The 23598-nt window shown below is 63.0% G+C and carries 22 protein-coding genes; 12 read left to right on the forward strand and 10 right to left on the reverse strand.

The genetic code is table 11. The annotated features are described in order from the left end of the window. Positions 1-205: 205 nt before the first annotated feature. Complete coding sequence (locus tag CHB97_RS00840; protein ID WP_089286044.1) at positions 206-1516, forward strand: ammonium transporter; 1311 nt, start codon at positions 206-208, stop codon at positions 1514-1516. A 66-nt stretch (positions 1517-1582) separates the two neighbouring features. Here CHB97_RS00840 and CHB97_RS00845 read toward each other — a convergent pair whose 3' ends face one another. Beyond that, a complete protein-coding gene (locus CHB97_RS00845) occupies positions 1583-2557 on the reverse strand; it encodes an NADPH:quinone oxidoreductase family protein (protein WP_089286045.1) in 975 nt (324 codons plus the stop codon). Between the two features lie 80 nt (positions 2558-2637). Then, the gene (locus tag CHB97_RS00850) at positions 2638-2850 is read right to left on the reverse strand and encodes a hypothetical protein (RefSeq protein WP_089286046.1); all 213 of its coding nucleotides are present in this window, start codon (positions 2848-2850) and stop codon (positions 2638-2640) included. A gap of 464 nt (positions 2851-3314) precedes the next feature. Here CHB97_RS00850 and CHB97_RS00855 point away from each other — a divergent pair, with 464 nt between their 5' ends. From CHB97_RS00855 to CHB97_RS00870, 4 genes are all read left to right on the forward strand, one after another. Beyond that, complete coding sequence (locus CHB97_RS00855) at positions 3315-4472, forward strand: Re/Si-specific NAD(P)(+) transhydrogenase subunit alpha (RefSeq protein WP_089286047.1); 1158 nt, start codon at positions 3315-3317, stop codon at positions 4470-4472. 14 nt (positions 4473-4486) lie between these two features. Beyond that, positions 4487-4921, forward strand: coding sequence for an NAD(P) transhydrogenase subunit alpha (locus CHB97_RS00860; RefSeq protein WP_089286048.1), 435 nt, complete (start codon positions 4487-4489; stop codon positions 4919-4921). Between the two features lie 11 nt (positions 4922-4932). Then, the gene (locus CHB97_RS00865) at positions 4933-6348 is read left to right on the forward strand and encodes an NAD(P)(+) transhydrogenase (Re/Si-specific) subunit beta (protein WP_089286049.1); all 1416 of its coding nucleotides are present in this window, start codon (positions 4933-4935) and stop codon (positions 6346-6348) included. Positions 6349-6412: 64 nt separating this feature from the next. Beyond that, a complete protein-coding gene (locus tag CHB97_RS00870) occupies positions 6413-6619 on the forward strand; it encodes a hypothetical protein (RefSeq protein WP_089367379.1) in 207 nt (68 codons plus the stop codon). 3 nt (positions 6620-6622) lie between these two features. On the opposite strand, the gene CHB97_RS00875 is transcribed toward CHB97_RS00870, so the two are convergent. Continuing rightward, positions 6623-7177 (reverse strand): rRNA large subunit pseudouridine synthase E, encoded by a 555-nt coding sequence (locus CHB97_RS00875; RefSeq protein WP_089286051.1) that lies wholly within the window; start codon positions 7175-7177, stop codon positions 6623-6625. Between the two features lie 214 nt (positions 7178-7391). Between CHB97_RS00875 and CHB97_RS00880 the strand changes: the two genes are divergently transcribed. Further along, positions 7392-8051 (forward strand): superoxide dismutase, encoded by a 660-nt coding sequence (locus CHB97_RS00880; protein ID WP_200819801.1) that lies wholly within the window; start codon positions 7392-7394, stop codon positions 8049-8051. Positions 8052-8095: 44 nt separating this feature from the next. Here the strand turns inward: CHB97_RS00880 and CHB97_RS00885 are convergent, their stop codons facing one another. Further along, positions 8096-10387 carry a TonB-dependent receptor gene (locus CHB97_RS00885; protein WP_160105446.1) on the reverse strand — a complete coding sequence of 764 codons (2292 nt, stop codon included), beginning with the start codon at positions 10385-10387 and terminating at the stop codon, positions 8096-8098. Positions 10388-10491: 104 nt separating this feature from the next. After that, positions 10492-11970 (reverse strand): NAD(P)/FAD-dependent oxidoreductase, encoded by a 1479-nt coding sequence (locus CHB97_RS00890; protein ID WP_160105448.1) that lies wholly within the window; start codon positions 11968-11970, stop codon positions 10492-10494. A 262-nt stretch (positions 11971-12232) separates the two neighbouring features. On the opposite strand from CHB97_RS00890, the gene CHB97_RS00895 reads away from it, so the two are divergent. The 3 genes from CHB97_RS00895 (at position 12233) to CHB97_RS00905 (ending at position 16202) form a co-directional block, all read left to right on the forward strand. Continuing rightward, entirely contained in the window at positions 12233-13318 is a 1086-nt protein-coding gene (locus CHB97_RS00895; RefSeq protein ID WP_160105450.1) for a DUF3089 domain-containing protein, read from the forward strand. A gap of 43 nt (positions 13319-13361) precedes the next feature. Continuing rightward, positions 13362-13742, forward strand: coding sequence for an HNH endonuclease signature motif containing protein (locus CHB97_RS00900; RefSeq protein ID WP_089286056.1), 381 nt, complete (start codon positions 13362-13364; stop codon positions 13740-13742). Positions 13743-13895: 153 nt separating this feature from the next. Continuing rightward, positions 13896-16202 (forward strand): TonB-dependent receptor, encoded by a 2307-nt coding sequence (locus CHB97_RS00905; RefSeq protein WP_200819766.1) that lies wholly within the window; start codon positions 13896-13898, stop codon positions 16200-16202. A 405-nt stretch (positions 16203-16607) separates the two neighbouring features. Here CHB97_RS00905 and rpsU read toward each other — a convergent pair whose 3' ends face one another. From rpsU to pstS, 5 genes are all read right to left on the reverse strand, one after another. After that, complete coding sequence (gene rpsU, locus CHB97_RS00910) at positions 16608-16811, reverse strand: 30S ribosomal protein S21 (RefSeq protein ID WP_089286057.1); 204 nt, start codon at positions 16809-16811, stop codon at positions 16608-16610. 229 nt (positions 16812-17040) lie between these two features. After that, positions 17041-17826 carry a phosphate ABC transporter ATP-binding protein PstB gene (gene pstB, locus CHB97_RS00915; protein ID WP_089286838.1) on the reverse strand — a complete coding sequence of 262 codons (786 nt, stop codon included), beginning with the start codon at positions 17824-17826 and terminating at the stop codon, positions 17041-17043. A 20-nt stretch (positions 17827-17846) separates the two neighbouring features. Next, positions 17847-18698: a phosphate ABC transporter permease PstA gene (pstA, locus tag CHB97_RS00920; RefSeq protein ID WP_089286058.1), complete on the reverse strand. Its 852-nt coding sequence runs from the start codon at positions 18696-18698 to the stop codon at positions 17847-17849. A 3-nt stretch (positions 18699-18701) separates the two neighbouring features. Further along, complete coding sequence (gene pstC, locus CHB97_RS00925; protein WP_089286059.1) at positions 18702-19676, reverse strand: phosphate ABC transporter permease subunit PstC; 975 nt, start codon at positions 19674-19676, stop codon at positions 18702-18704. A 107-nt stretch (positions 19677-19783) separates the two neighbouring features. Then, positions 19784-20839, reverse strand: coding sequence for a phosphate ABC transporter substrate-binding protein PstS (gene pstS / locus CHB97_RS00930; RefSeq protein ID WP_200819767.1), 1056 nt, complete (start codon positions 20837-20839; stop codon positions 19784-19786). Positions 20840-21050: 211 nt separating this feature from the next. Between pstS and def the strand changes: the two genes are divergently transcribed. The 3 genes from def to CHB97_RS00945 are packed head-to-tail and all read left to right on the forward strand — an operon-like array spanning position 21051 to position 23583. Beyond that, a complete protein-coding gene (gene def / locus CHB97_RS00935) occupies positions 21051-21605 on the forward strand; it encodes a peptide deformylase (protein WP_089286060.1) in 555 nt (184 codons plus the stop codon). 23 nt (positions 21606-21628) lie between these two features. Continuing rightward, the gene (locus tag CHB97_RS00940) at positions 21629-22345 is read left to right on the forward strand and encodes a COQ9 family protein (protein ID WP_089286061.1); all 717 of its coding nucleotides are present in this window, start codon (positions 21629-21631) and stop codon (positions 22343-22345) included. Further along, a complete protein-coding gene (locus CHB97_RS00945; RefSeq protein ID WP_244559337.1) occupies positions 22342-23583 on the forward strand; it encodes an adenylate/guanylate cyclase domain-containing protein in 1242 nt (413 codons plus the stop codon). Before CHB97_RS00940 ends, CHB97_RS00945 begins: the two co-directional genes overlap by 4 nt. Positions 23584-23598: the final 15 nt, after the last annotated feature.

The raw sequence follows: 23598 nt of genomic DNA on the forward strand, positions 1-23598 counted from the left end.
AACAAGGGGTTTCCGCGTTTTTTGTGACAAGAAAAACGGCCTATTTTTTGTGCAAATGGGAGCTTTTCGGGCGGTTCTCTGCTGTGCTGACGCCGATTCATCGGGGGTAGCACGCAAGGGATTCCGCCGCTTCCACGGACGGCACGGACTTTGAATAGAGGGAGCACGGCGTGTGCGGCGGCCGGTCGGCCCCGTGCCCACAAGAATGGGGAGCCACATGAATCGTTTGAACAAACTTCTTTTCGCGGCGTGCGTGGCGATGATGCCAGGCGTGGCCCTCGCTCAGGACGCGGCACCGGCACCGACCCCGACCCTGGACAGCGGCAATACGGCCTGGCTGCTGGTTTCCACGGCCCTGGTGCTGTTCATGACCATTCCGGGTCTGGCGCTGTTCTATGGCGGCATGGTGCGCAAGCCCAATGTGCTGACGATGATGATGCAGTCGTTCGCCATCTGCTGCGTGATTTCTGTGCTGTGGGTTGTGGTTGGCTTCAGCCTGGCCTTTGGGGCCGGCGGCCCGTATATCGGCGATCTCAGCCGCGCCTTCCTGGCCGGCCTGGAAGTGAGCAGCCTGAATGGCACCATCCCGGAATCGGTGTTCATCACCTTCCAGATGACCTTTGCCATCATCACCCCGGCCCTGTTCACCGGCGCCTTTGCTGACCGGATGAAGTTCTCGGCCCTGCTGGTTTTCGCCGTGCTCTGGTCGCTGCTGGTCTACAGCCCGGTTTGCCACTGGGTGTGGCAGGCCAATGGCTTCCTGTTCGGGGACGGCGTGCTGGATTATGCCGGCGGCACCGTGGTGCATATCAATGCCGGTATCGCTGGTCTGGTTGCCTGTATCATCCTGGGCAAGCGCAAGGGCTATGGCACCTCTGACATGAAGCCGCACAATCTGGTGCTGTCGCTGATCGGCGCGTCCATGCTGTGGGTTGGCTGGTTCGGCTTCAATGCCGGTTCCGCGGTGGCCGCTGATGGCCGTGCGGGCATGGCCATGCTGGTAACCCAGGTTGCCGCCGCCACCGCCGCGCTGGCCTGGATGTTTGTGGAATGGGGCGTGAAGGGCAAGCCCTCCATCCTGGGTATCATTTCCGGTGCAGTGGCCGGTCTGGTCGCCATCACGCCCGCCGCCGGCTTCGTTGGTGTGGATGGCGCCCTGGCCATCGGTCTGGCCTCTGGCGTGATCTGCTACTTTGCTTCCACCACCATCAAGCACGCGCTGAAATATGATGACAGCCTGGACGTCTGGGGTGTGCATGGCGTGGGTGGTATCGTCGGTGCCGTGCTGACCGGTGTGTTCGCCAAGGCCGCCATCGGTGGCACCGCCGGTGCGCTGGAAGGCAATGTCGGTCAGGTCTGGACCCAGATTTACAGCGTGTTGATCACCCTGGTCTGGTCTGGTGTCGTCTCCGCCATCATCCTCTATGCCATCAAGTTCACCATCGGTCTGCGGGTGGACGAAGATGCCGAGCGTGACGGCCTGGACATCGCCTTGCATGGCGAATCGATCCAGTAAGGAACGATCCCTCTTCGGGGTTTGATTTGACCGCCGCACCGGGCAACCGGTGCGGCGGTTGTTTTTTTAGCCCACCGTCATCACCACCTTGCCGGTGGATTGCCGGCCCGACAGCAGGGCAAAGGCGGCTTCATACTGTTCCAGCGGCAGCAGGTGGCTGATATGGGGGCGCAGCTTTCCCGCCGCCCACATTGCCAGCAGATCGCGCAGGCTGTCGGTCAGGGTGGTGCGGTCATACTGGCGATAGGCGCCCCAGAACAGGCCCAGCACGGCGCAGTTCTTCACCAGCAGGATATTGGCCGGCACCTGCGGGATGCGGCCGGACGCAAAGCCGATGGTGACAATGCGCCCGCCCCAGCCGAGGCAGCGCAGGGCAGCGTCGAACAGATCGCCGCCCACCGGGTCGTAAACGACATCCACGCCCTTGGGTGCCAGTTCCTTGATTCGGGCGCGCAGATCATCGCTGGCGTAATTCACCAGCTCGTCCGCGCCGTGCGCCTTGGCCAGGGCCAGCTTTTCGTCAGATGAGGCGGCGGCGATCACCCGTGCGCCCAGTGCCTTGCCGATTTCCACTGCCGTCAGCCCCACGCCGCCGGCTGCCCCCAGCACCAGCAGCGTTTCCCCCGGCTTCAGCCCGGCCCGCACCGTCAGCGCCAGATGCGAAGTGCCATAGGCGACAGGGAAGGCGGCGGCACTTGGGAAATCCATGCCATCGGGCAAGGGCAGGGTCAGGCTGGCATCGGCCACCGTGTCGCTGCGAAAGGCGCCATGGGCGGCCAGCGCCATGACCCGCTGGCCGGGCAGCAGATGGGTCACATCGGCCGCCACCTCCACCACCTCACCGGCGCATTCCAGGCCGGGGGTGAAGGGGAAGGGCGGCTTTTCCTGGTACTTCCCCTCAATCATCAGCGTGTCGGCGAAGTTCATCGCCGCGGCGTGAACGGCAATCCTTACCTGCCCCGGCCCCAGGGGCAGCGGGGCAACCGGTTCAATGGCCAGCCGCGAGGGCGGCCCATATTCCTTGCACAACAGCGCGCGCATCCGTTTCCTCTCCATGCTTATTTTTAAACGCATGTTTGAGGGTGCGGCGGATATATCGACCCGTCAAGGGAAGGTTGTTTTCAGCGCTTGATGCCCTCATCCGTCAGTACCACCACCGGGTAGCCGCGATATTCCGCCGGTGCGCCATGGTCGGGGCCGGCCACGCGCAGATAGATGCGGCCTTCGCCCATGCCGGTGCCGACAACGGGTTTGCCGGCGTCGGTCAGTTCCTTGAACAGGCTGCGGGCGGCTTCGGCCACCGGGTGCTTTTCCGTGTTGGTCGCGTCACTCATGCTCTGATCACCTTTGTCGGTTCCTGCGGTCCAATCTGCGCTGTAACGCCCCCTTTGGTCCAGTCTTCGCCGTTGCAGCAACCAGCAGGACGCGGGGCCGGTTCCACATGGGCGCATAGCGGGCGGCCGTCGCCGATGCCCATTTTCGGCAGCAAAATTACCTATGACACCGGTGGAACAATGAAATTTGGCGTAAATCCTTGCTTTCTGATCCGCCCGCCTGTCCACCGCGACACTTGGCCGGCTGGTGTTCGCACGCCGGACATGGGTATTTTTGCCCCGCCATTCTGCCGATGTGAAACTGCGCGGACGTCCCGCGAAGCTTCACAAAGATTACCGGATCAGGCATCGTGCCGATGCAAAACAAATCCGGCCGGGACCGATCATGTCGCAGGCGGGCCAACCGTCTCCGGGGTTCCGGCCAAGCCGGGCGTCACTGAAGCCAGAGGGGGAATCGGATCGCAATGAAGATCGCCATACCGAAGGAACGCCGTGCGCATGAATTGCGCGTTGCGGCCACGCCGGAAACGGTACGCAAATATATCGGGCTGGGGTTTGAGGTGGTGGTGGAAACCGGTGCCGGCCTTGGCTCCGCCATCACTGATGATGCCTTTGCCCTGGCTGGCGCCAAGATCACCCCGGATGTCGCCACCACCCTGACCGGTGCCGATATCGTGCTGAAGGTGCAGCGTCCGCTGACCGCCGGCGAAGGCGAGGTGGATGAACTGGCGCTGCTGAAGCCCGGCGCCATCTTGATCGCCGGCCTGTCCCCCTATGGCGCGCCGGAATCGGTGACGGCCTATGCCAATGCCAAGGTTGATGCCTTTGCCATGGAATTCATGCCGCGCATCACCCGCGCGCAGAGCATGGATATCCTGTCGTCGCAGTCCAATCTGGCCGGATATCGCGCGGTGATTGAGGCGGCCAACGAATTTGGCCGCGCCTTCCCGATGATGATGACGGCCGCCGGCACCGTGCCGCCGGCCCGCGCCCTGGTGATGGGGGCCGGCGTGGCCGGCTTGCAGGCCATCGCCACGGCCAAGCGTCTGGGTGCCGTGGTCTCGGCCACCGACGTGCGCCCGGCCACCAAGGAACAGGTGGAAAGCCTGGGCGGCACCTTCGTTGCCGTGATGGATGAGGAATTCCAGCAGGCGCAGACCGCCGGCGGCTATGCCAAGGAAATGTCCGCGGAATACAAGGCCAAGCAGGCGGCCCTGATCGCGGAGACGATCAAAAAGCAGGATATCGTCATCACCACCGCACTGATCCCCGGCCGCAAGGCCCCGGTGCTGGTGACGGACGAGATGCTGAAAACCATGAAGCAGGGCGCGATCCTGGTGGATCTGGCCTGCGAGCAGGGTGGCAATGTCGAAGGTTCCGTCGCCGGTGAGGTGGTGGAGAAATATGGCGTGAAGATTGTCGGCCGCATCAATATGCCCAGCCGCATCGCCGTCGATGCCTCGGCGCTTTATGCCAAGAACCTGCTGAATTTCATCACCCCCTTCGTCGACAAGGAGACGAAGACCCTGAAGCTGAACTGGGAGGATGAGGTGGTGAAGGGCACGGGCCTGACCCGTGACGGCACCATCGTCCATTCCGCCTTCAAGCCGGCCGCCGCCTGATCGGGAGGGATAATATGGATCCGCAAAAGCACGCCCAGGACGCGGCGGAACTGGCCAACCAGGCCAAGGCCCTGGCCGACAATGCCGCCGATATTGCCAATCAGGCCGCCTCCGTGGCTACCCATGCCGCCATGGCCGCCGGCCCGCCCTTCATCGTCACCGGGCTGACCATCTTCGTGCTGGCCTGTTTTGTGGGCTATTACGTGGTGTGGCGGGTGACGCCGGCCCTGCATTCGCCGCTGATGGCCGTCACCAACGCTGTTTCCTCCGTCATCATTGTCGGCGCGCTCATCGCCACCGGGTCTGCGATTTCCGGCTGGTCGATGCTCTTCGGGTTCCTGGCCACCATCCTGGCCGCCGTGAACATCTTCGGCGGCTTCATGGTCACCCAGCGGATGCTGGCCATGTACAAGAAAAAGACGCCGGCTGCCGGCGGCAACGCCAAGTAAGGGGGCGATTCATGGTTATCGTTGCTTCGCTCGCCTATCTGGCGGCGGCGGTCTGTTTCATCATGGCGCTGCGCGGGCTGTCCAGCCCGGCCACGGCGCAATCCGGCAACCGGTTCGGCATGGTCGGGATGGCCGTGGCCATCGTCACCACCCTGGTGGTCACCCCCGATATTGGCGGGCTGGCCTGGCTGTTGATCGTGGCCGGTCTGGCCATCGGCGGCGGCATTGGTTATGTCATCGCCAAGCGCATCCAGATGACAGAGCTGCCGCAGCTTGTGGCGGCCTTCCACTCCCTGGTCGGTCTGGCCGCCGTGTTCGTAGCTGCCGCCGCCTTCTTCTCGCCGGAGAGCTTCAATATCGGGGAGCCGGGGGACATCCATGTCGGCTCCCTGATTGAAATGAGCCTGGGGGTGGCCATCGGTGCCATCACCTTCACCGGCTCCCTGGTGGCCTTTGCCAAGCTGCAGGGGCTGGTCTCGGGCAAGCCGTTGCAGTTCAGCGGCCAGCATATGCTGAATGCCGGGCTGGGCATTGCCACCCTGCTGCTGATCGTGCTGCTCTGCATCACGCAGAGCCCGGTGATCTTCTGGCTGATCGTGGCCGTGGCGCTGGCGCTGGGCCTGCTGCTGATCCTGCCGATCGGCGGCGCTGACATGCCGGTGGTCGTGTCCATGCTGAACAGCTATTCCGGCTGGGCAGCGGCGGGTATCGGCTTCACGCTGCAAAACCCATTGCTGATCATCACCGGTTCGCTGGTGGGTGCCTCGGGTGCCATCCTGTCCTACATCATGTGCAAGGGCATGAACCGGTCCATCTTTAACGTCATCCTGGGTGGCTTTGGCGGTGATGCCGCAGCGGCCGGCCCGGCGGGCGGTGCGGCGGCGGATCGTTCCTTCAAGGCCGGTTCGGCCGATGATGCGGCCTTCATTATGAAGAACGCGGCCAAGGTTATCATCGTGCCCGGTTACGGCATGGCGGTGGCCCAGGCCCAGCACGCGCTGCGTGAAATGGCCGACCTGCTGAAGAAGGAAGGGGTGGAGGTGAAATACGCCATCCATCCGGTGGCGGGCCGCATGCCCGGTCACATGAATGTGCTGCTGGCCGAAGCCAATGTGCCCTATGACGAGGTGTTCGAACTGGATGAGATCAACCGTGATTTCGGCCAGGCGGATGTGGCCTATGTCATCGGTGCCAATGACGTGACCAACCCGGCGGCCAAGACCGACACGTCCAGCCCCATTTACGGGATGCCCATCCTGGATGTGGAAAAGGCCAAGACGGTGTTGTTCATCAAGCGGTCGATGGGTGCCGGTTATGCCGGCGTGGAGAACGAGTTGTTCTTCCGCCCCAACACCATGATGCTGCTGGGCGACGCCAAGAAGATGACGGAAGAAATCGTCAAGGCGCTGTCAGGCGGCGGGCATTGATCTGTCCCCAAGGAAGGGCCGGCCGCAGGGTCGGCCCTTTTTGTTTGATACAGAGGCTCTGATCATGGGCGTGAATGCCCGTAACTCCGATGCGCCGACCCCTTTGATGGTGCGGCTTACCCTCTCCCGCGAGGTGCTGGAAGAGGAGATGCGCGCGCGTGTCCGTCGGGGGGAGATGTCGTTGGAGACCTATTTGACCGACGTGAAGGGCTATCGGCCCGAACATATCGGGCCGCTGTTGCCGCAATTCCACAAGGCCATCTTCGGCTGATTTTTATCGGGATTGCGGCGGTGCCACCCGCCATTCCCCCGGTGCCAGCCCGTCCAGCCGCCAGTCGCCGATACCGATGCGGATCAGGCGCAGGGTGGGGAAGCCCACGGCGGCGGTCATGCGGCGGACCTGCCGGTTGCGTCCTTCGCGCAGCACGATTTCAACCCAACTGGTGGGAATGGATTTGCGGAACCGCACCGGCGGGTCGCGCGGCCATAGCCAATCGGGTTCCGGCACGGCGCGGGCCTCGGCGGGCAGGGTGGGGCCGTCCTTCAGGTCCAGCCCGCCGCGCAATTGCGCCAAAGCCTCTTCCGTTACTGCGCCATCCACCTGCACCAGATAGGTTTTCGGCCATTTATGGCGCGGCTGGCTGATGCGGGCGATCAGCGCGCCATCATCGGTCAGCGCCACCAGCCCTTCGCTGTCGCGGTCCAGCCGCCCGGCCGGATAGATGCCGGGTTGTTTGATGAAATCCGCCAGCGTTTTATGCCCCGTCCCCTCATCGGTGAACTGGCACAAAACATCGTAAGGCTTGTTGAACAGGACAACGCGTCCCATCTGCCATGTTTCCCAATCAGCTACAATCTCGTCAGGAAGGTCCTGACCGGACGTGATAGTGGGAGCCGGCGGCCCCCGACGCCACCTTAATTTTGTTCACTGGACAAAGAGGTTGATGATGAATGCCAAAGTGAAGCGGTTTGTCCTGGAACCCGGACGCCGTGAAATGATGCTGGCCGGGGCTGCCGGGTTGGTGTTGGCGGCTGTCGGTGCCATGCCGCGCGTATCCTTTGCCCAGACGGCGGGCGGGCCGGTTTCCCTGGCACCGCTGCCCTATGCGCCGGAAGCGCTGGAACCGCATATTGATGCGCAGACCATGTCGCTGCACCATGACAAGCACCATCAGGCCTATGTCACCAACCTGAACAAGGCCCTGTCGGAACATAGCCAACTGGCAACCCTGACCCTGCCTGAACTGCTGCGCCGCCTGCCAGAGGTGCCGGAGGGGGTGCGTAATACCATCCGCAATAATGGCGGCGGCCACGCCAACCACGCCATGTTCTGGTCGATCATGGGCCCCAATGCTGGTGGTACCCCCACCGGTGCGGTGGCAGAGGCCATCACCCGCGACCTGGGCGGGTTTGAGGATTTCAAGAAGACATTCAACGCAGCCGGCACCAAGCAGTTTGGCTCCGGCTGGGTGTTCGTCACCGCCGACAAGGCGGGCAAGCTGGAAATCGTTGCCCGCCCCAACCAGGACACGCCCTTGATGGAAGGCAAGGCGGTGCTGATGGGCAATGACGTGTGGGAACACGCCTATTACCTGAAATACCAGAACCGCCGGGCAGATTACCTGGCGGCCTGGTGGAATGTGGTGAACTGGAAAGCGGTGAATGACCGCTATGCCGCCATCCGCCGGGGTGAGTTGATTTGAGCGCAAGGGCGGCTGTCATGGATGGGCAGCCGCCCGCCGGACTATCAGAACTTGTAGCTGACGGTGACGCCCAGGCTGCGCAGGTCGGGCAACAGCATCACCGGCTGCCGGCCCAGCGTGTTCAAGATCAGGGCGGATTGCGCCAGAACCGGCGTGTCATTGTTGAACAGGTTGCGCACCCAGAACGATGCTTCCACCTGATCATAAATCACGCCCACCTTGGCATTCACCACCGTGCGCCCCTTCACATAGCCCAGGTCCGGCGTGGTGAAGCCGTTCTTCTTTGAATTATACTGGATATCGGTGCGGATATAGCCATCCAGCGCTGCTGTCAGCGCCGTTTCATACTGGATGCTGGCATTGGCCAGATGCTTGGCCTGACGCGGCAGCGGGTTGCCGGACACATCGTAATTGCTGACAAAGGCCGGGTAGGAACGCAGCGATCCATCCTTGGCATTCACAAACTTTGAGTCGGCATAGGCATAGGCACCCTGAAGCGTCAGCCCCTCTACCGGCTTGGCCGTCACTTCCAGCTCAAAGCCACGGCTGCGACCGGTGCCTGCATTCTTTGTCAGGAAGATGGTGGGGGAGGTGGCGGACGGGTTGGTGATCTGGATGCCCTCCATCTCCACATTGAAGACGGACAGATTCAGGCGCAGCTTGCGATCCAGCAGATCGCTTTTCACGCCCAGCTCATAGGTCCAGTTGAATTCCGGGTCGAAGGGCATTTCATCGGCGGTGGGGGCCGATGCGTTGAAGCCGCCCGCCTTGGCACCGCGCGCCGCCGAGGCATAAAGCAGCACATTGTCATCCGCCTTGTAATCCAGCGTGAAGCGCGGGGTCAGGTATTTGAAGGTCTTGTCCACCTTGGTGGTGGTTGCGGCATATTGGTACAGCGTCTTGGATTCGTCCGTATGGCGCAGTTCGGCGCGTGCGGTCAGCACCTCGGCAAAGGTGTACTGCACGGCACCAAAGGCGGCATAGGTTTGCGTTTCCTTGCGGTTGCGGCTGAAATAGGCGCTGAAGAAACTATCCTGCAAGGTGGCGTCGGGGATGTTTTTCAGCCCCGCCGCCAGGGCGATAGCCCCCAGCGAGGTCAGGCGCGCGCCAGTCGGCACCGGCGTGGTGTCGATGGCATAGGGCGAATCGGTATTCAGTCGGTAGCCATAATAGGAGGCACCGACAATCCACTGGAACGGGCTGTCATCGCTGGATTCTACCCGTAATTCCTGGGAAACGTCGTAACTGTTGCCACCCGATCCCTGCAATGCCGTCAGGTTCACCGTACCGGTCTGGCCATTCAGGGTATAGTTGAAGGGCACGCCTTTATATTGCCGGTCCAGGTCGGTATAGCTGCGCGTGTCCAGCCGGTTATACCCGGTGATGGAGGAAAGGCGCACGCCATCCAGATCCTGCGTCATGGTCAGGCTGGATCGCATGGCTTCCCGCTCCGTGCCCTTGGCCCGGCGGTCATAACCGCTGAAATCCGGGTTGCTGGGCGTGGGATAGGCCCCGCACCAGGCACCCAGGGCACCGGAAATCGTCTGGCAGTTGCCGGCAAACATGATCTGCGGCGCGGGGCCGATATCATCATTGGAATAATAGATATTGGCGTTGGCTTCGAACCCGCTGTCCAACACCAGCCGCAACCCGCCAGAGGTGAAGCGCGACTTGTAACCGCCGATCTTCAGGTCGCTGTCGCCATAGGAACCATCCCATTGGTCATAGGCGGCGGCCACACGGGCGAACAGCTTATCTTCCACCAGCGGGCCGGAAACGGAGCCCTTGGCGGTGAAGCGGTTATCATCGCCGACGGTCACCGACGCACTGCCAGCGGGCGTGTTGGTCGGCTTTTTGGTGATATAATTGATGGAACCGGCATAGGAATTGCGGCCATAGAGCGCGCTTTGCGGGCCCTTCACCACCTCGATTCGCTCCACATCCAGCAGGCTGCCGTCAATGCCATCGCGACCGGAGACATAGACGCCATCAATGAAGATGGGCGTGTTGTTCTCGTCATCCGAACGGGAGACCTGGGACAGGCCGCGCACCACCGGGGTGGTGGTGGTCTTGCCGCCGGTGGTGTCGATCTGCAGGCCGGCTGTGTTGCCGGCCAGGCTGGTCAGATCGACAATGCCCGCCCGCTCAATCTCCTTCTCCGTCACGGCGGAGATGGACAGCGGCACATTCTGCAGCGTTTCACTGCGCAGACGGGCCGTCACCACGATTTCTTCCAGCAGCAGATCCCCGCCCTGGCTTTGCTGGGCCAGCGCCGGACTGCTGCACAATATGGCGGCGGCGCAGGTGCCGATGGCCAGATTCTTTGCGTATCCCATGATGTCCCCTTCTGTTCCTAAGTACATGGTCAGTTTGTTTCCAAAGAACCGGCGCTGGGCTTATCCGTCCTTTTGCCACCGGTTCTTTTCGTTTGCCCGCAGCCTTAACCGGCGCGGGTCAACACTTCCAGGGCGGCGCGTTCGCCGCTTTCCATTGCTGATTCCATGCCGAAATCGGTGCGGCGGGTATGTTCGCCGGCGAAATGCATCACCTGCCACGGCTTGTTCATGTCGCGGGCAAAGGCATTGATCTGTCCGGGGGCCAGGCTGAAACCACAGCCCAGTTGCAGCGGGTCGCGTGCCCAGTCCTTGTATGTGGCCACCTTCACCTTGCCGGCGGACGCCGGGCGCAGGCGGGCCAGTTCGTCCACCAGGAACGGCACCACCTGGGCCGGGTCGCGCTGGCTGATTTCCGCCGCGCGCCTGCCCACCATCACAATCATGGCGCGGTGGATGCCGGTGCCCTTGTGGTTGTCGATGGCCCAGAACATGCCCAGCGGCCCGTCGCTGTTGAAGGATGGCGGCAGGCCATCTTCCAGCCAGAATGGCTCCACATGCATGTAAACCCGCGCCGTGTTGGCATAGGGCATCTGGGCGATGGCCTGGGCGGCGGCCCCACCGGGGGCCCCGGTGATCTTCACCTTGCGCAGCAGGGTGAAGGGCACGGCGGAGATGATGAAACGGCCCTTATAGGTGCTGCCGTCGGTACAGCGCACGGTGCCGGATTTATCGGTCAGATCAATGGCGGCGACATGCTTGTTCAGCCGCACCACATCACCCAGGTCGGCGGCCATGGCGGCGGGCAGCAGGTGGCAGCCGCCTTCAATATTGGACGTGGAGGTGAGGCCGTTTACCAGATCGCGGTGATGCTGTTCACCGAACGGGTGCAACCGTTCGCTTTCCCCTGCCGGCGGTGGGGCCCCGAACTTGCGGTCCAGCGCGCCGCGTGTCTCTTCCTGCCACATGCGCAGAATGGAGGTTTCATCAATACCGATACCGGGGGCCGACAGGCTGGCCAGTTCAATGGCCTGTTCGCTGTGGCCATGGCGCTGCATCAGGCTGCGCAGGCTGATATCCAGGTCAGCGAATTTCGGGTTCAGCCAGTCGTCCAACTCCTTCAGCGGGTTGTATTTACCCAACAGCCGTGATCCCAACATCATGGGGGCGATCTTGCGCTCCTCACCCACGCATTTGTTCAGCGGGTTGCTTTCCCAGGTGGCGTTATCAATCCAGGCACCCTTGTAATGGGTGCCGAAGGTCAGCAGGTCGCGGTCTTCCGGGATCAGTTTCAGTTTATAGCGCCAGCAGGCATCCAGCACGCGGGCATAGGAACGACCGATCTGGCTGGCACCGACATCGATGGGGCCTTCGGCGGTCTGGTGGGTGCGCACCCGCCCACCCACCTGCGAAGCCGCTTCCAGCACAATGGGGCGCAACCCCTGTTCCCGCAGGATCAGCGCCGCATTCAGTCCGGACAGGCCGCCACCGATGATGATGACATCCGCCGGCTCATTGGCGAGGGCGAAGCGGGGGGCGAGCGATACCGCCGCTGTGGCAGCCAGGAATCCGCGTCGTGAGAACATATGTCGCCTCTGTTCTGAAAATAATTTCTTGTTGACCATAGGTTCATGTCTTTGTTTTTTGAATCGAAGAGAATTCTTTTTCTTTATCCATTTGGTGGTCGCGCAAATAATGTCATTATTTATTTATCTGTGTCGAAGTGTGGAGAATGTATCAATTCTTGTCAGCATTACGACAACCGCCAGATGGTCGCTTCACTGTTGCGGCGCCCCGCCAGGGCCTGCCGCATGGTAAACCTGCCCCTGTACAATGCCGGGGACTGTCATGAAACGCGCCTTCGTCCGCCTTTTTGCCCTTGGGTTCAGCCTGTCCGTTGCGGGGGCTGCCATGGCCGCCGATGGGGTACAAACGTTCGCCCAGCAGACCCCGCCGCCGGTGCCGGATTATGCCAAGGCGGAATCCTGGGCCGCCGGTCCCAATGGGCTGGGCGCTGCGGCGGCACTGCCGGCGGGGGCCACGCCCCTGGCCAAGGATGCGGTGGTGGATGTGTTCTATGTCCACCCCACCACCTATCGCTCCAAGGATCGCTGGAACCAGGATATTGCCGACAAGGCGGCCAATGACTGGACCGATGCCAGCGTGATTGCCCGGCAGGCCGGTGTGTTCAATGGCTGCTGCCGGATTTTCGCCCCGCGTTACCGCCAGGGTTCCACCCTGTCCTTCACCAGCATGGAAGGCGATGGCGGCAAGGCGTTCGATCTGGCCACCACGGATGTGGAACGGGCCTTCGATTATTATATGACGCATTATAATAACGGCCGGCCCTTCATCCTGGCCAGCCACAGCCAGGGCAGCTTTCACCTGATGCGGCTGCTGGAAAGCCGGATTGATGGCACGCCGCTGAAGGGCCGCATGGTGGCCGCCTATATTATCGGCGTGAACCTGTCGGTGGGCGATTTCCCCAAGACTTACAAGAACCTGCAAATCTGTGCCAAGCCAGCGCAGACCAACTGCGTGGTGGCCTGGAACGCCCTGTTGCCGACCGCCAACCTGGAGGCGATCCTGCCTATGGGCCAACGCCGCTATGTGCAGCGCCATGGTGATGATGCCGGCAAGCAGCTTCTCTGCATCAACCCCCTCACCTTCGATGCCGATCAGCCTGCGGCACCGGCCGACAAGGCGCTGGGTGCCGTGCCCGGCGCACCGGGGGAGGGGGGCTTGCAACCGCTGAAGGCCAAAGCCGTGGCCGCGCGGTGCGACCGGGGGGAATTGATTGTGGAACCGGCGGCGGCGCTGGACCTGCAGCCGCTGCCCGGCGGGTCCATGCATTATCATGATTACGGCCTGTTCTATGCCGATATCCGCGCCAATGTGAAGCTGCGGGTGGATACGTTCCTGAAGCAGAAATAAGCTTCCCCTTGACGGGCGGTCCGGGCGATCCAGAATCAGCCCTATGGACCGCCTGAAGCCCCTGCCGCCGCCCGATCTGCTGCCCCGCGCCCGTGCCGCCCCGACGGCACGAGAGCTTGGGCCGTGCGGGCTGTGCGGACGGCCCATGCTGGATGGTCCCAGCGTGGATGCCCACCACCTGCTGCCGCGCAGCCAGGGCGGGCGGGATACGGTGATGCTGCACCGGGTCTGTCACCGCAAGATCCACGCCGAACTGTCGGAAAAGGAACTGGCGCGGCAATACACCACGCTGGAGGCCCTGCGGGCCCATCCCGACATTGCCGACTTCATCCGCTGGGTGGTGCGCAAGCCGCCGGAATTCACCGCCGTCACCTTCCGCGCCAAGGATCATGTGAAGGCCGGTAAGCGCTACCGGGACAAATAAGCCACACTCACCGGCTGATCTATTGGTCCGCTACAAACCCCGTTGCGGGGTAAATAGTAATGAAGCATGATGGTTATGCAAAAATATCGGGCCGGCCGCAAAGGCTGGTCTGCCGAGGCCTGAATTAAGAAACAGGGTCCAGGGAGGATCATCATGTTCAGTTGGCAACATCGGCGCCCGCCGGTGGGGGGTGGGGCGCGTGCGTCTGCCATGACATCCCGCAAAGCGATTATTCTCGGTCTGGCCCTGGCCAGCGCTGCCCCGGTGGGCGCGCAGCAGGCCGATCAGGGCGCGCTGGATGAAATTGTCGTCACCGCGCGCCGCCGGTCGGAATCGATTCAGGCCACCCCGGTGGCCGTCACCGCCTTCACGGCGGAGGCGCTGGAAACGCGCAATGTCGATACGCTGGATAACATTGCCAAATTCACCCCCAATATCCGCTTCGACGGGGCGGCCGCCCTGTCCGGCGGCAATTATAATGCCACCGTCTTCATTCGCGGTATCGGCCAGAATGACTTTGCCATTTTCAGCGATCCGGGCGTCGGCTTTTACGTCGACGGGGTTTATTATGCCCGCTCCATCGGCGGCATCATGGATGCGGTCGATCTGCAAAGCGTGGAGGTGCTGCGCGGGCCGCAGGGCACCCTGTTCGGCAAGAACACCATCGGCGGTGCCGTGCTGATCAATACCCAACGCCCGACGGAGGATTTCGGCGGCCGGGTGGAATTGACAGGCGGCCGCTTCAACCGGTTCGATGCCAAGGGCACGCTGAATGTGCCGCTGGCCGATGGCAAGCTGCTGACCCGGATTTCCGCCTCCTCGCTCAACCGCGACGGCTATGCCAAGCGGCTGTCGGATGGGCAGGATATGGGCAACCGCAATGCCGACAGCGCCCGGCTGCAGATGCAGGCGGAGCTGGCGGAAAATGTTACCTTTCATATCGTTGGCGATGTGACCCGCGCGCGCGAGCATTCCGCGCCGAACAAGCTGCTGGCCGTGGCCCCCGCACCGGGCCTGACCGGTGTGCCGTTCCTGACCAATTATAACCAGCTGGTGGCCCCGTCGCGCGGGGTGGTGGCGCCCAATGGCCAGCGCACGCTGAACAGTTCCTTTGTCACCGACAGCCCCTTCACCAGCTGGGGCACCGGCCCCAATGTCAATGATCTGGACCTGTGGGGCGTGGCCGGCACGTTGAGCTGGGATGTTGGCGGGGCGGAGATCAAAAGCATCACCGCCTATCGCAAGCTGGCGGCCGTATTCGGCCGCGATGGCGATAATACGCCCTTTGTGTACCGCGAAACCTTCAATGATGATGATCAATGGCAGTTCAGCCAGGAACTTCAGCTCAGTGGTGACAGTTTCGATGGCCGTGTCACCTGGGTGGGTGGGCTCTATTATTTCAAGGAGGAAGGCAGCGACAAGGCGCGGGCCGATCTGGCCATGGGCCTCTGGCCGCCGCTGGGGCCGCCTTTGTCGCCGGCCACCCTTATCCGCAACGATATCGACAACAGCTCCTATGCCGCCTTCGGCCAGGGCAATGTGAAGCTGACCGATGAGCTGAGCGTCACGCTGGGGGCCCGCTGGAACCAGGATAAGAAGTGGATTTCCGTCTTCAACCAACGCCAGCGTGACAATGTGATTTTCACCGACGTGCAGCGCTCCAGTAAGTGGAACGCCTTCACGCCCAAAGCGGGGCTGGAATATAAGGCGACCCGCGATGTGCTGCTCTATGCCTCCGCCGGCAAGGGCTTCAAGAGCGGCGGGTTCAATGCCCGCCCGTTGGTCGATGCCTCAGAGGTGACGCAGTATGAGCCTGAAACCATCTGGACCTATGAGGCGGGGGCCAAGACCGGCTGGTTCGATAACCGGCTGATCCTGAACGCCGCCGCCTATCTGTCCAAATATGACAATATCCAGCTGACGGTGAACCAGACGCCGCGCAACTTCGTGGCCAATGCCGCCAAGGGCACCATCAAGGGTGCTGAGCTTGAGGTACGGGCGCGGCCGGCCAAGGGGTTGGATTTCGATCTGGCCGTCGGCTACACCGATGCCTCTTATGATGAGGTGGGGTCTGGCCTGGGGCCGACCCAGATTCTGCCCATCACCAAGACGGCCAAGTTCGTGAAGACGCCGAAATGGACCGTCTCCACGGGGCTGCAATATACCTTTATCCTGCCCGATGACAGCTCGCTGGCCCTGCGCGGTGACCTGTCCGCCTACAGCAAATTCTATAACGACGTCGCCAATACCGCACTGATCGCCCAGGACGGCTATGGCATTGCCAATGCCCGGCTGACCTACACCTCGGCCGATGATGGCTGGACGGCGGCGGCCTTTGTCACCAACCTGACCGACCGGCGCTATTTCGTCTCTGGCAATGCCAGTGCCGCGTTCGGCCTGGCAGAGGTGAGTTACGGCCGCCCCCGCGAATGGGGGGTGAGTTTTGCCGTGAAGTTCTGAGTGGGGGAGGGGGCGGTGACGGTGACGTTGCCGCCCCGATCTCTTCAACCGTCACCCATACTGCGGCCCATAGGCGCTAAGTTAGCGGTTAGTACCTTCCTTGCCTCCCCCGCGAAAGCGGGGATCCAGGGGCCAAGGGCACTGAAACGTGGTTCTTGCGGCCCCTGGATCCCCGCTTTCGCGGGGAAAGCAGGTCGGTGCAAGAGATTAACTTAGCGCACCTATGGGCGGCCGCGTCATGGGTGACGGTGGGGGGATGAGGATCAGCCAACCGCTCTTCCGCCCCAATCGATACACCCACCCCAGAAAGACCAAAAGCCGCCCCGGAAAATTCCTGGGCGGCGATCAATCCCGTATGCGAATAACTTCGCTACGAATTCAAGCGGGCGGAACCCGCAAGGGCGATTAGTAGCCCTCGCGCTCCAGACGCTTGCGCAGCAGCTTGCGCGAACGGCGGATGGCTTCAGCCTTCTCGCGGGCGCGCTTCTCTGACGGCTTCTCGTAATTGCGGCGCAGCTTCATTTCGCGGAAGATGCCCTCACGCTGCATCTTCTTCTTCAGCGCGCGCAGGGCCTGATCGACGTTGTTATCACGAACCAGAACTTGCACGGGACTTTCCACTCCAATGGATGCGCTCATCCGGCAAGCCGGCGTCACGCGATAGGGTTGATCATAGAAAGAAACGGCAATGGGAACCCTTTCAGGTCGTGCCATCGCCCGATCCAGTCGGCGGGGTTATACACATGCCCGCCGCGCTTGTGAAGGGCTTGCGGCGGTTCCCCGTCAGATTCATGCGGAATGGCCGACATGCGGGGGGTGAAAGCCGGTTTTCTGCGGTTCAGCCGAAGCGGCCGGTGACGTAATCCTCTGTCCGGCGCTCGCGGGGGCGGGTGAAAACCTGCTCCGTATCGCCGAATTCCACCAATTCGCCCAGATGCATGAAGGCGGTCCAGTCGCTGATTCGCGTGGCCTGCTGCATGTTATGGGTGACGATGGCGATGGTATAGCGGTCCTTCAACTGGTCGATCAACTCCTCGCATTTGGCGGTGGAGATCGGGTCCAGGGCGCTGGTCGGTTCATCCAGCAGCAGCACGGCGGGGCGGGTGGCGATGGCCCGCGCAATACACAGCCGCTGCTGCTGCCCGCCGGAGAGCGACAGGCCGGATTGCTGCAACTTGTCCTTCACCTCGTCCCACAGGGCGGCATCGCGCAGCGCCTGTTCCACCCGGGCCTCCAGCTCCGACCGGCCCAGCCGCTCATAAAGCTTGATGCCAAAGGCGATATTGTCATGGATGGTCATGGGGAAGGGCGTGGGTTTCTGAAACACCATGCCCACCCGGGCGCGCAGCAGGTTGGGATCTTGCCGGGGGGACAGGATATTCTGCCCGTCCAGCAGCACCTCCCCCTCCGCCCGCTGGCCCGGATACAGATCATAGATGCGGTTCAGCACCCGCAGCAGGGTGGATTTGCCGGAACCGGACGCGCCGATGAAGGCCGTCACCTCCCGTTCCCGCAGGTCGAGATTAATGTCTCTCAACGCATGAAAGCTACCGTAATGGAAGTTCAGGCGGCGGATGCTGACCTTGGCGTTGGTGGCACCGGTGGCCGGGGCGGGGGGCGCCATCTGCAAGCTTGTCTGTTGCATCATTTTCCCTTTCCGCCGGCGGACAGCGCGCGGGCGAGGATGTTCAGGGCCAGAATAACGATGGTGATCAGCAGCGACCCGGCCCAGGCCAGCTGCTGCCAGCCCTCATAGGGGCTGAGCGCGAACTGGAAGATGGTGACGGGCAGGTTGGCCATGGGGGCGTTCAGGTCGGTGGACCAGAACTGGTTGTTCAGCGCGGTGAACAGCAGCGGGGCGGTTTCCCCGCTGATGCGGGCGAAGGCCAGCAGCCCGCCCGTCACCAGCCCCGACCGCGCCGCGCGGTAGGAGATCAGGGTGATCACCTTCCAGCGCGGCGCGCCCAGGGCGGCGGCGGCCTCCCGGATCGTGTCCGGCACCAGCCGCAGCATATCTTCCGTGGTGCGCACCACCACCGGCACCACGATCACCGCCAGGGCGCAGGCACCGGCCCAGGCGGAGAAATGGCCCATGCGCATCACCAGCACTTCATAGATGAACAGGCCGACAATGATGCTGGGCGCGCTCAGCAGCACGTCATTGACGAAGCGCACCAGCTCCGCCAGGGGCTGCTTGCGGCCATATTCGGCCAGCCAGGTGCCGGCCAGCAGCCCCACCGGCAGGCCGATCAGCATGGCCATCAGGCTCATCGCCAGGCTGCCGAAAATGGCGTTCAGCAAGCCGCCATCCGATGATCCGGGCGGCGGCGTCATCTGGCTGAACAGGGCCAGGTTGAGGGCGCCAGCCCCCTTGACCACCAGCATCCCCAGGATCAGCAGCAGCCAGACCAGCCCGATCAGGGTGGCCACCAATGACAGCCCCATCATCACGGCATTGATGATGCGGCGACGCAGATAGAGCGTGTTGTGTTGCATGGCTCAGGCCCCCCGCCGGCGTTCCAGATGCCGCAGCATCAGCCGGGCCGCCGTCAGCACGCCAAAGGTGATGACGAACAGCAGCAAGCCCAGCGCGATCAGGGAAGAGGTGTAGAGATCCCCTGTCGCCTCGGTAAATTCATTGGCGATGGCGGCGGAAATGGTGGTGCCGGGGGCCAGCAGCGACCCGGAAATCCGGTGCGCATTGCCGATGACGAAGGTGACGGCCATCGTCTCCCCCAGCGCCCGACCCAGGCCCAGCATGATGCCGCCGACCACACCGGCCCGCGTATAGGGCAGCACCACGTTCCACACCACTTCCCAGGTGGTGCAGCCCAGCCCATAGGCGCTTTCGCGCAGCAGGGGCGGCACCGTGTCAAACACGTCGCGGGTGATGGCGGTGATGAAGGGCAGCACCATGATGCCCAAAATCAACCCCGCCGTCAGCACGCCGATACCATAGGGCGGCCCCTGGAAAAGCGCCCCGATCCAGGGCAATTCCCCCAGCGTGTCGATCAGAAAGGGCTGCACATGGTGTTGCAGAAAGGGCGCCAGCACGAACAGGCCCCAGATGCCATAGATGATGGAGGGGATGCCGGCCAGCAGTTCCACCGCAATGCCCAGCGGGCGTTTCAGCACCGGCGGGCAGCGTTCGGTCAGGAACAGGGCGATGCCGAAACCCAGCGGCACCCCCACCAGCATGGCAATGATGGAGGTAACCAGGGTGCCGAAGATCGGCGCCAGTGCGCCGAATTTCTCCGTCACCGGGTTCCAGGTCTCCGTCACCAGAAAGCCGAAGCCGAACTGGCGCAGGGCCGGCCAGGCCCCATCCAGAATGGACAGCACGATGCCGCCCAGCAGCAACAGTACGAACAGGGCGAAACCGCCCGTCAGCCATTGGAAATACCGATCCTGGCGTTGATAGCGTCCTGCACGGGACAGGGTCGCTGCCGGCTCGGCAATGATCAGATCGGCCATCGCTGCCGCTCCCCGCTGTCATTGGGGTGAAAACAAGGCCGGGGGTGAGCCGTGGCAGCGGCTCACCCCCGAAAACCCTCTGCAATCAAGATGTCCGCAACAGCGGCTTAGCCGGCATGGACCGGCTTGCCATTGGCATCCTTGATATGCTCGGCCCAGGTCTTGCGCACCATGTCGGCGACGCTGGCGGGCATCGGCACATAATCCAGCGCCTCAGCCTCCTTGCCGCCCTTCTTGTAGGCCCAGTCGAAGAATTTCAGCGCCTCGGCCGCAGCGGCCGGGTCTTCCACCTTCTCATGCATCAGGATGAAGCTGGCACCGGTGATCGGCCAGCTCTCGGCACCGGGCTGGTTGGTCAGGATGACGGCATAGCCCGGTGTATGGGCCCAGTCGGCATTGGCGGCGGCGGCCTGGAAGCTCTTGGCCTCCGGCTGCACCTTCTTGCCGGCGGGATTGATCAGGCCGGCATAGTTCATGTGGTTCTGCTTCACATAGGCATATTCCACATAACCGATGGCGCCGGCGGTCTGCTTGACCATGTTGGCAACGCCTTCATTGCCCTTGGCGCCAATGCCGGTCGGCCATTGCACGGAGGCGGCAGCCCCGACCTTGCCTTCAAAATCCTTGCTCACCTTGGACAGGTAGTTGGTGAACAGGAAATTGGTGCCCGACCCATCGGAACGGTAGACCACGGCGATGGCGGTGTTGGGCAGCTTCACGCCCTTGTTCAGGGCGGCGATGGCCGGATCGTTCCACTTGGTGATCTCGCCCAGATAGATGCGGGCCAGCGTCGGGCCATCCAGGGTCAGTTCACCGGGGTTCAGCCCCGGAACGTTGATGGCTGGCACGGCACCGCCCATGATCATCGGCCATTGCACCAGCGCGTCCTGTTTCAGCTCCTCCTCCTTCAGGGGGGCGTCAGAGGCGCCGAAGGTCACGGTCTTGGCCTTGATCTGCTTGATCCCGCCACCGGAACCGATGGACTGGTAATTCAGACCGGTCCCCGTCTCCTTCTTGTAGCTGTCGGCCCATTTGGCATAGACGGGATAGGGGAAGGTGGCGCCCGCACCGCTGATATCGGCGGCGGGGGCAACCCCGGCAATGCCGAACCCGACCAGCGCCGCCAGGACCGGCGCCGCCAGGAAACGCGACATGATGCCCATGGAAATTCTCCAGGATGAAACAAGGGGGAACAGGGCTTCATGTAGGACCGCAATGTTTCCTTTCGGTGACCTTTGCCTAAACATTCTTTAATGTGATTGTCACTTGGGGGCGGCGTTTTCGGCCCTGTCGGTGGCTTGCGCGGCGGGCGGTGGCGGGGCACAATCGGCCCCCGTCGATCCCCTCCTTCCCGTTATTGCTGGAGCCTGCATCGTGGCCGTCCTGCCGATCATCCGCATGGGGCATCCCACCTTGCGCACCGTTGCCACGGCGCTGCCGGTGCGGCCTGGTTTGCCTTTCCCGGAAGAAATCCAACGGCTTGCGGGCGATATGATTGAAACGATGCTGGCGGCCCCCGGCATCGGGCTGGCCGCCCCGCAGGTGGATGTCAGCCAGCGCATCATCGTTTTCCGCGTTCCGGCGGAACGGGCCAGCGGGGCCGATGGTGACACCTCACTGGGCAATCAGGTGCTGATCAACCCGGAATTTGTCGCCCTGACAGATGAAAAAAAGCTGGGGTGGGAGGGGTGTCTCTCCATCCCCGGCCTGCGCGGCATTGTGCCACGCCACGTCCGTATCCGTTATCGGGGGTACGATCTGGATGGCGATCTGGTGGAGCGGGAGGCGACGGGCACCCATGCCCGCGTCATCCAGCATGAGCTGGATCATCTGGATGGTGTGCTCTATCTCGATCGGATGCCCGATCTGGGCAAGTTGACCTATACCGAGGAAATGGTCCATTTCACGGCAGATGCCTTGAAGGGCTGAATCCCGCGCTGGAGCCGAATGCCATGACCAATACTGAGACGACGGCCGGGGAATCGCCGCTGGCGGGTGTTACGGCCGAATTGCAGGCCCGCCGGGATGCCATCCTGCTGGCCATGCTGCCCGATGTGACCTTTGACGGCTGGACACCGGCCGCCATGCGCCGGGGGGCCGAACAGGCCGGGTTCGACCCGCGGGAAGCCGAAGCAGCCTTCCCCGACGGCCCCTTGCAGGTGGTGGCCCATCTGGCCGACTGGGCCAACCGGCAGATGGCGGCCAAGCTGGCCACCACCGACCTGTCGGCCCTGAAGGTGCGCCAGCGCGTGGCGCTGGCCGTGCGCACCCGGCTGGAGATACTGACACCCCATAAGGAGGCGCTGCGCCGGGCGGCCGCCCTGCTGGCCATGCCCCATGGCCTGCCCCTGGCCCCCCGCCTGCTTTATGCCACGGTGGATGCGGTGTGGAAGGCGGTGGGCGACCAGTCCAACGATTTCAATTTCTACACCAAGCGACTGCTGCTCTCCGGCGTGGTCAGCTCCACAGCCCTTTACTGGCTGGATGATGCCTCGGAAGGCCATGCCGATACCTGGGCCTTCCTGGATCGCCGCATCAATGATGTGATGTGGGTGGGCCAGGGCATTGCCAAGGTGAAGGGCAGCAGCGGCAAGGCTGGCGACCTGCTGGTGCATCTGCCCTCACCAGCCCGCTTCATGCGCCATCTGCGCGGCGCGTTCAGCCATTGAACGGGCGTTCGGAAAGACAGCAACCCGATGCGGCAGCACTGGAGGCGCTGGCCGGCTGGCTGGTTTCCGCCGGGCTGACGGGCCTGACGGAAATGGCACTGCTGGAAGGCTTCTGCCAGCGGCTCTGTGCGGCTGGCGTGGCGGTCAGTCGTTCTGTGGCCATCATCGACACGCTGCACCCGATCTTTGAAGGCCGCGCCTTCCGCTGGCGCGATGATGGGGTGGAAGAAGAGGGGCTGATCGAATATGGCCCCACCACCGACGGGGAACTGGCGGAGAAATGGCGCCGCAGCATGTTTCAGGACATGCTGAACCGGTCGCTGTCGGAACTGCGCTGCCCGCTGATCGGGCCGGACCTGCCCGACTATTCGCATATGGAGGATATGCGGGCCACCGGCTCCACCGACTGCCTGGCCTTCATCCACCATTTCGCGCCCGATGGGGTGATGGGCGGGATGGATTGCGTCTATTCCTATTGCCTGACGCGGCAGATGGACGGGTTCAGCGCCGGCGAACAGGCGGCGCTGCGCCGGCTGATGCCGCTTCTGGCCCTGTCCTTGAAAACCCTGTCGCTGGCCCGCATCGCCGGCACGCTGACCCAGGTTTATCTGGGCCGCGATGCCGGCCAGCGCGTGCTGTCGGGCCGGATTTCGCGCGGGGTGGCGGATCGGATCAATGCCGTGCTGTGGTTTTCCGACCTGCGCGGCTATACCCGCATTTCCGACAGCGCCGCCCCGGACGCCATCATCCCGCTGCTGAATGATTATGCCGATGTCACCGTCTCTGCCATCCATAATGCCGGCGGGGATGTGCTGAAGCTGATCGGCGATGGCACGCTGGCCATTTTCAAGGCGGACGATCCGGCCGATGCCTGCCGCGCCGCCCTGGATGCCTGGGCCGATCTGCGCATCCGTCTGCGGGAGTTGAAGCAGCGCCGGGCGGCGGCGGGCCAGCCGGTGACGGATATCTATCTGGGCCTGCATATCGGCGATGTCTTCTATGGCAATATCGGCGGGCAGGACCGGCTGGATTTCACCGTCGTCGGCCCGGCGGTGAATGAGGTGGCGCGTATTGTTTCCATGTGCCGGTCGGTGGACCGGTCGCTGGTGACATCCGATGCCTTTGCCGCCAGCAGCCCGCCTGAGGCGCGGGCGCGGCTGGTTTCCGTCGGGCGCTATGCCCTGCGCGGCGTCGGCCGGGCGCAGGAGCTGTTCACGCTCGATCCTGCTCTTATCTGACGAATTACCTCCTTC

Source organism: Azospirillum sp. RU38E (assembly GCF_900188385.1).
Lineage (GTDB): Bacteria > Pseudomonadota > Alphaproteobacteria > Azospirillales > Azospirillaceae > Niveispirillum.

Coding starts and splice junctions, on each gene's coding strand:
- CHB97_RS00840 (WP_089286044.1), top strand. CDS start 206: ATGGGGAGCCACATGAATCGTTTGAACAAACTTCTTTTCGCGGCGTGC.
- CHB97_RS00855 (WP_089286047.1), top strand. CDS start 3,315: ATGAAGATCGCCATACCGAAGGAACGCCGTGCGCATGAATTGCGCGTT.
- pstB (WP_089286838.1), bottom strand. CDS start 17,826: ATGGCGCCCCCCGCCCCGGCCACCGGTGCCACCAACGCCAAGGTCAGC.
- CHB97_RS00940 (WP_089286061.1), top strand. CDS start 21,629: ATGACCAATACTGAGACGACGGCCGGGGAATCGCCGCTGGCGGGTGTT.
- pstC (WP_089286059.1), bottom strand. CDS start 19,676: ATGGCCGATCTGATCATTGCCGAGCCGGCAGCGACCCTGTCCCGTGCA.
- CHB97_RS00880 (WP_200819801.1), top strand. CDS start 7,392: ATGCCGCGCGTATCCTTTGCCCAGACGGCGGGCGGGCCGGTTTCCCTG.
- CHB97_RS00875 (WP_089286051.1), bottom strand. CDS start 7,177: ATGGGACGCGTTGTCCTGTTCAACAAGCCTTACGATGTTTTGTGCCAG.
- pstA (WP_089286058.1), bottom strand. CDS start 18,698: ATGCAACACAACACGCTCTATCTGCGTCGCCGCATCATCAATGCCGTG.
- CHB97_RS00900 (WP_089286056.1), top strand. CDS start 13,362: ATGGACCGCCTGAAGCCCCTGCCGCCGCCCGATCTGCTGCCCCGCGCC.
- CHB97_RS00885 (WP_160105446.1), bottom strand. CDS start 10,387: ATGGGATACGCAAAGAATCTGGCCATCGGCACCTGCGCCGCCGCCATA.
- CHB97_RS00850 (WP_089286046.1), bottom strand. CDS start 2,850: ATGAGTGACGCGACCAACACGGAAAAGCACCCGGTGGCCGAAGCCGCC.
- CHB97_RS00905 (WP_200819766.1), top strand. CDS start 13,896: ATGTTCAGTTGGCAACATCGGCGCCCGCCGGTGGGGGGTGGGGCGCGT.
- CHB97_RS00890 (WP_160105448.1), bottom strand. CDS start 11,970: ATGTTCTCACGACGCGGATTCCTGGCTGCCACAGCGGCGGTATCGCTC.
- CHB97_RS00895 (WP_160105450.1), top strand. CDS start 12,233: ATGAAACGCGCCTTCGTCCGCCTTTTTGCCCTTGGGTTCAGCCTGTCC.
- CHB97_RS00860 (WP_089286048.1), top strand. CDS start 4,487: ATGGATCCGCAAAAGCACGCCCAGGACGCGGCGGAACTGGCCAACCAG.
- pstS (WP_200819767.1), bottom strand. CDS start 20,839: ATGGGCATCATGTCGCGTTTCCTGGCGGCGCCGGTCCTGGCGGCGCTG.
- CHB97_RS00845 (WP_089286045.1), bottom strand. CDS start 2,557: ATGCGCGCGCTGTTGTGCAAGGAATATGGGCCGCCCTCGCGGCTGGCC.
- CHB97_RS00870 (WP_089367379.1), top strand. CDS start 6,413: ATGGGCGTGAATGCCCGTAACTCCGATGCGCCGACCCCTTTGATGGTG.
- CHB97_RS00865 (WP_089286049.1), top strand. CDS start 4,933: ATGGTTATCGTTGCTTCGCTCGCCTATCTGGCGGCGGCGGTCTGTTTC.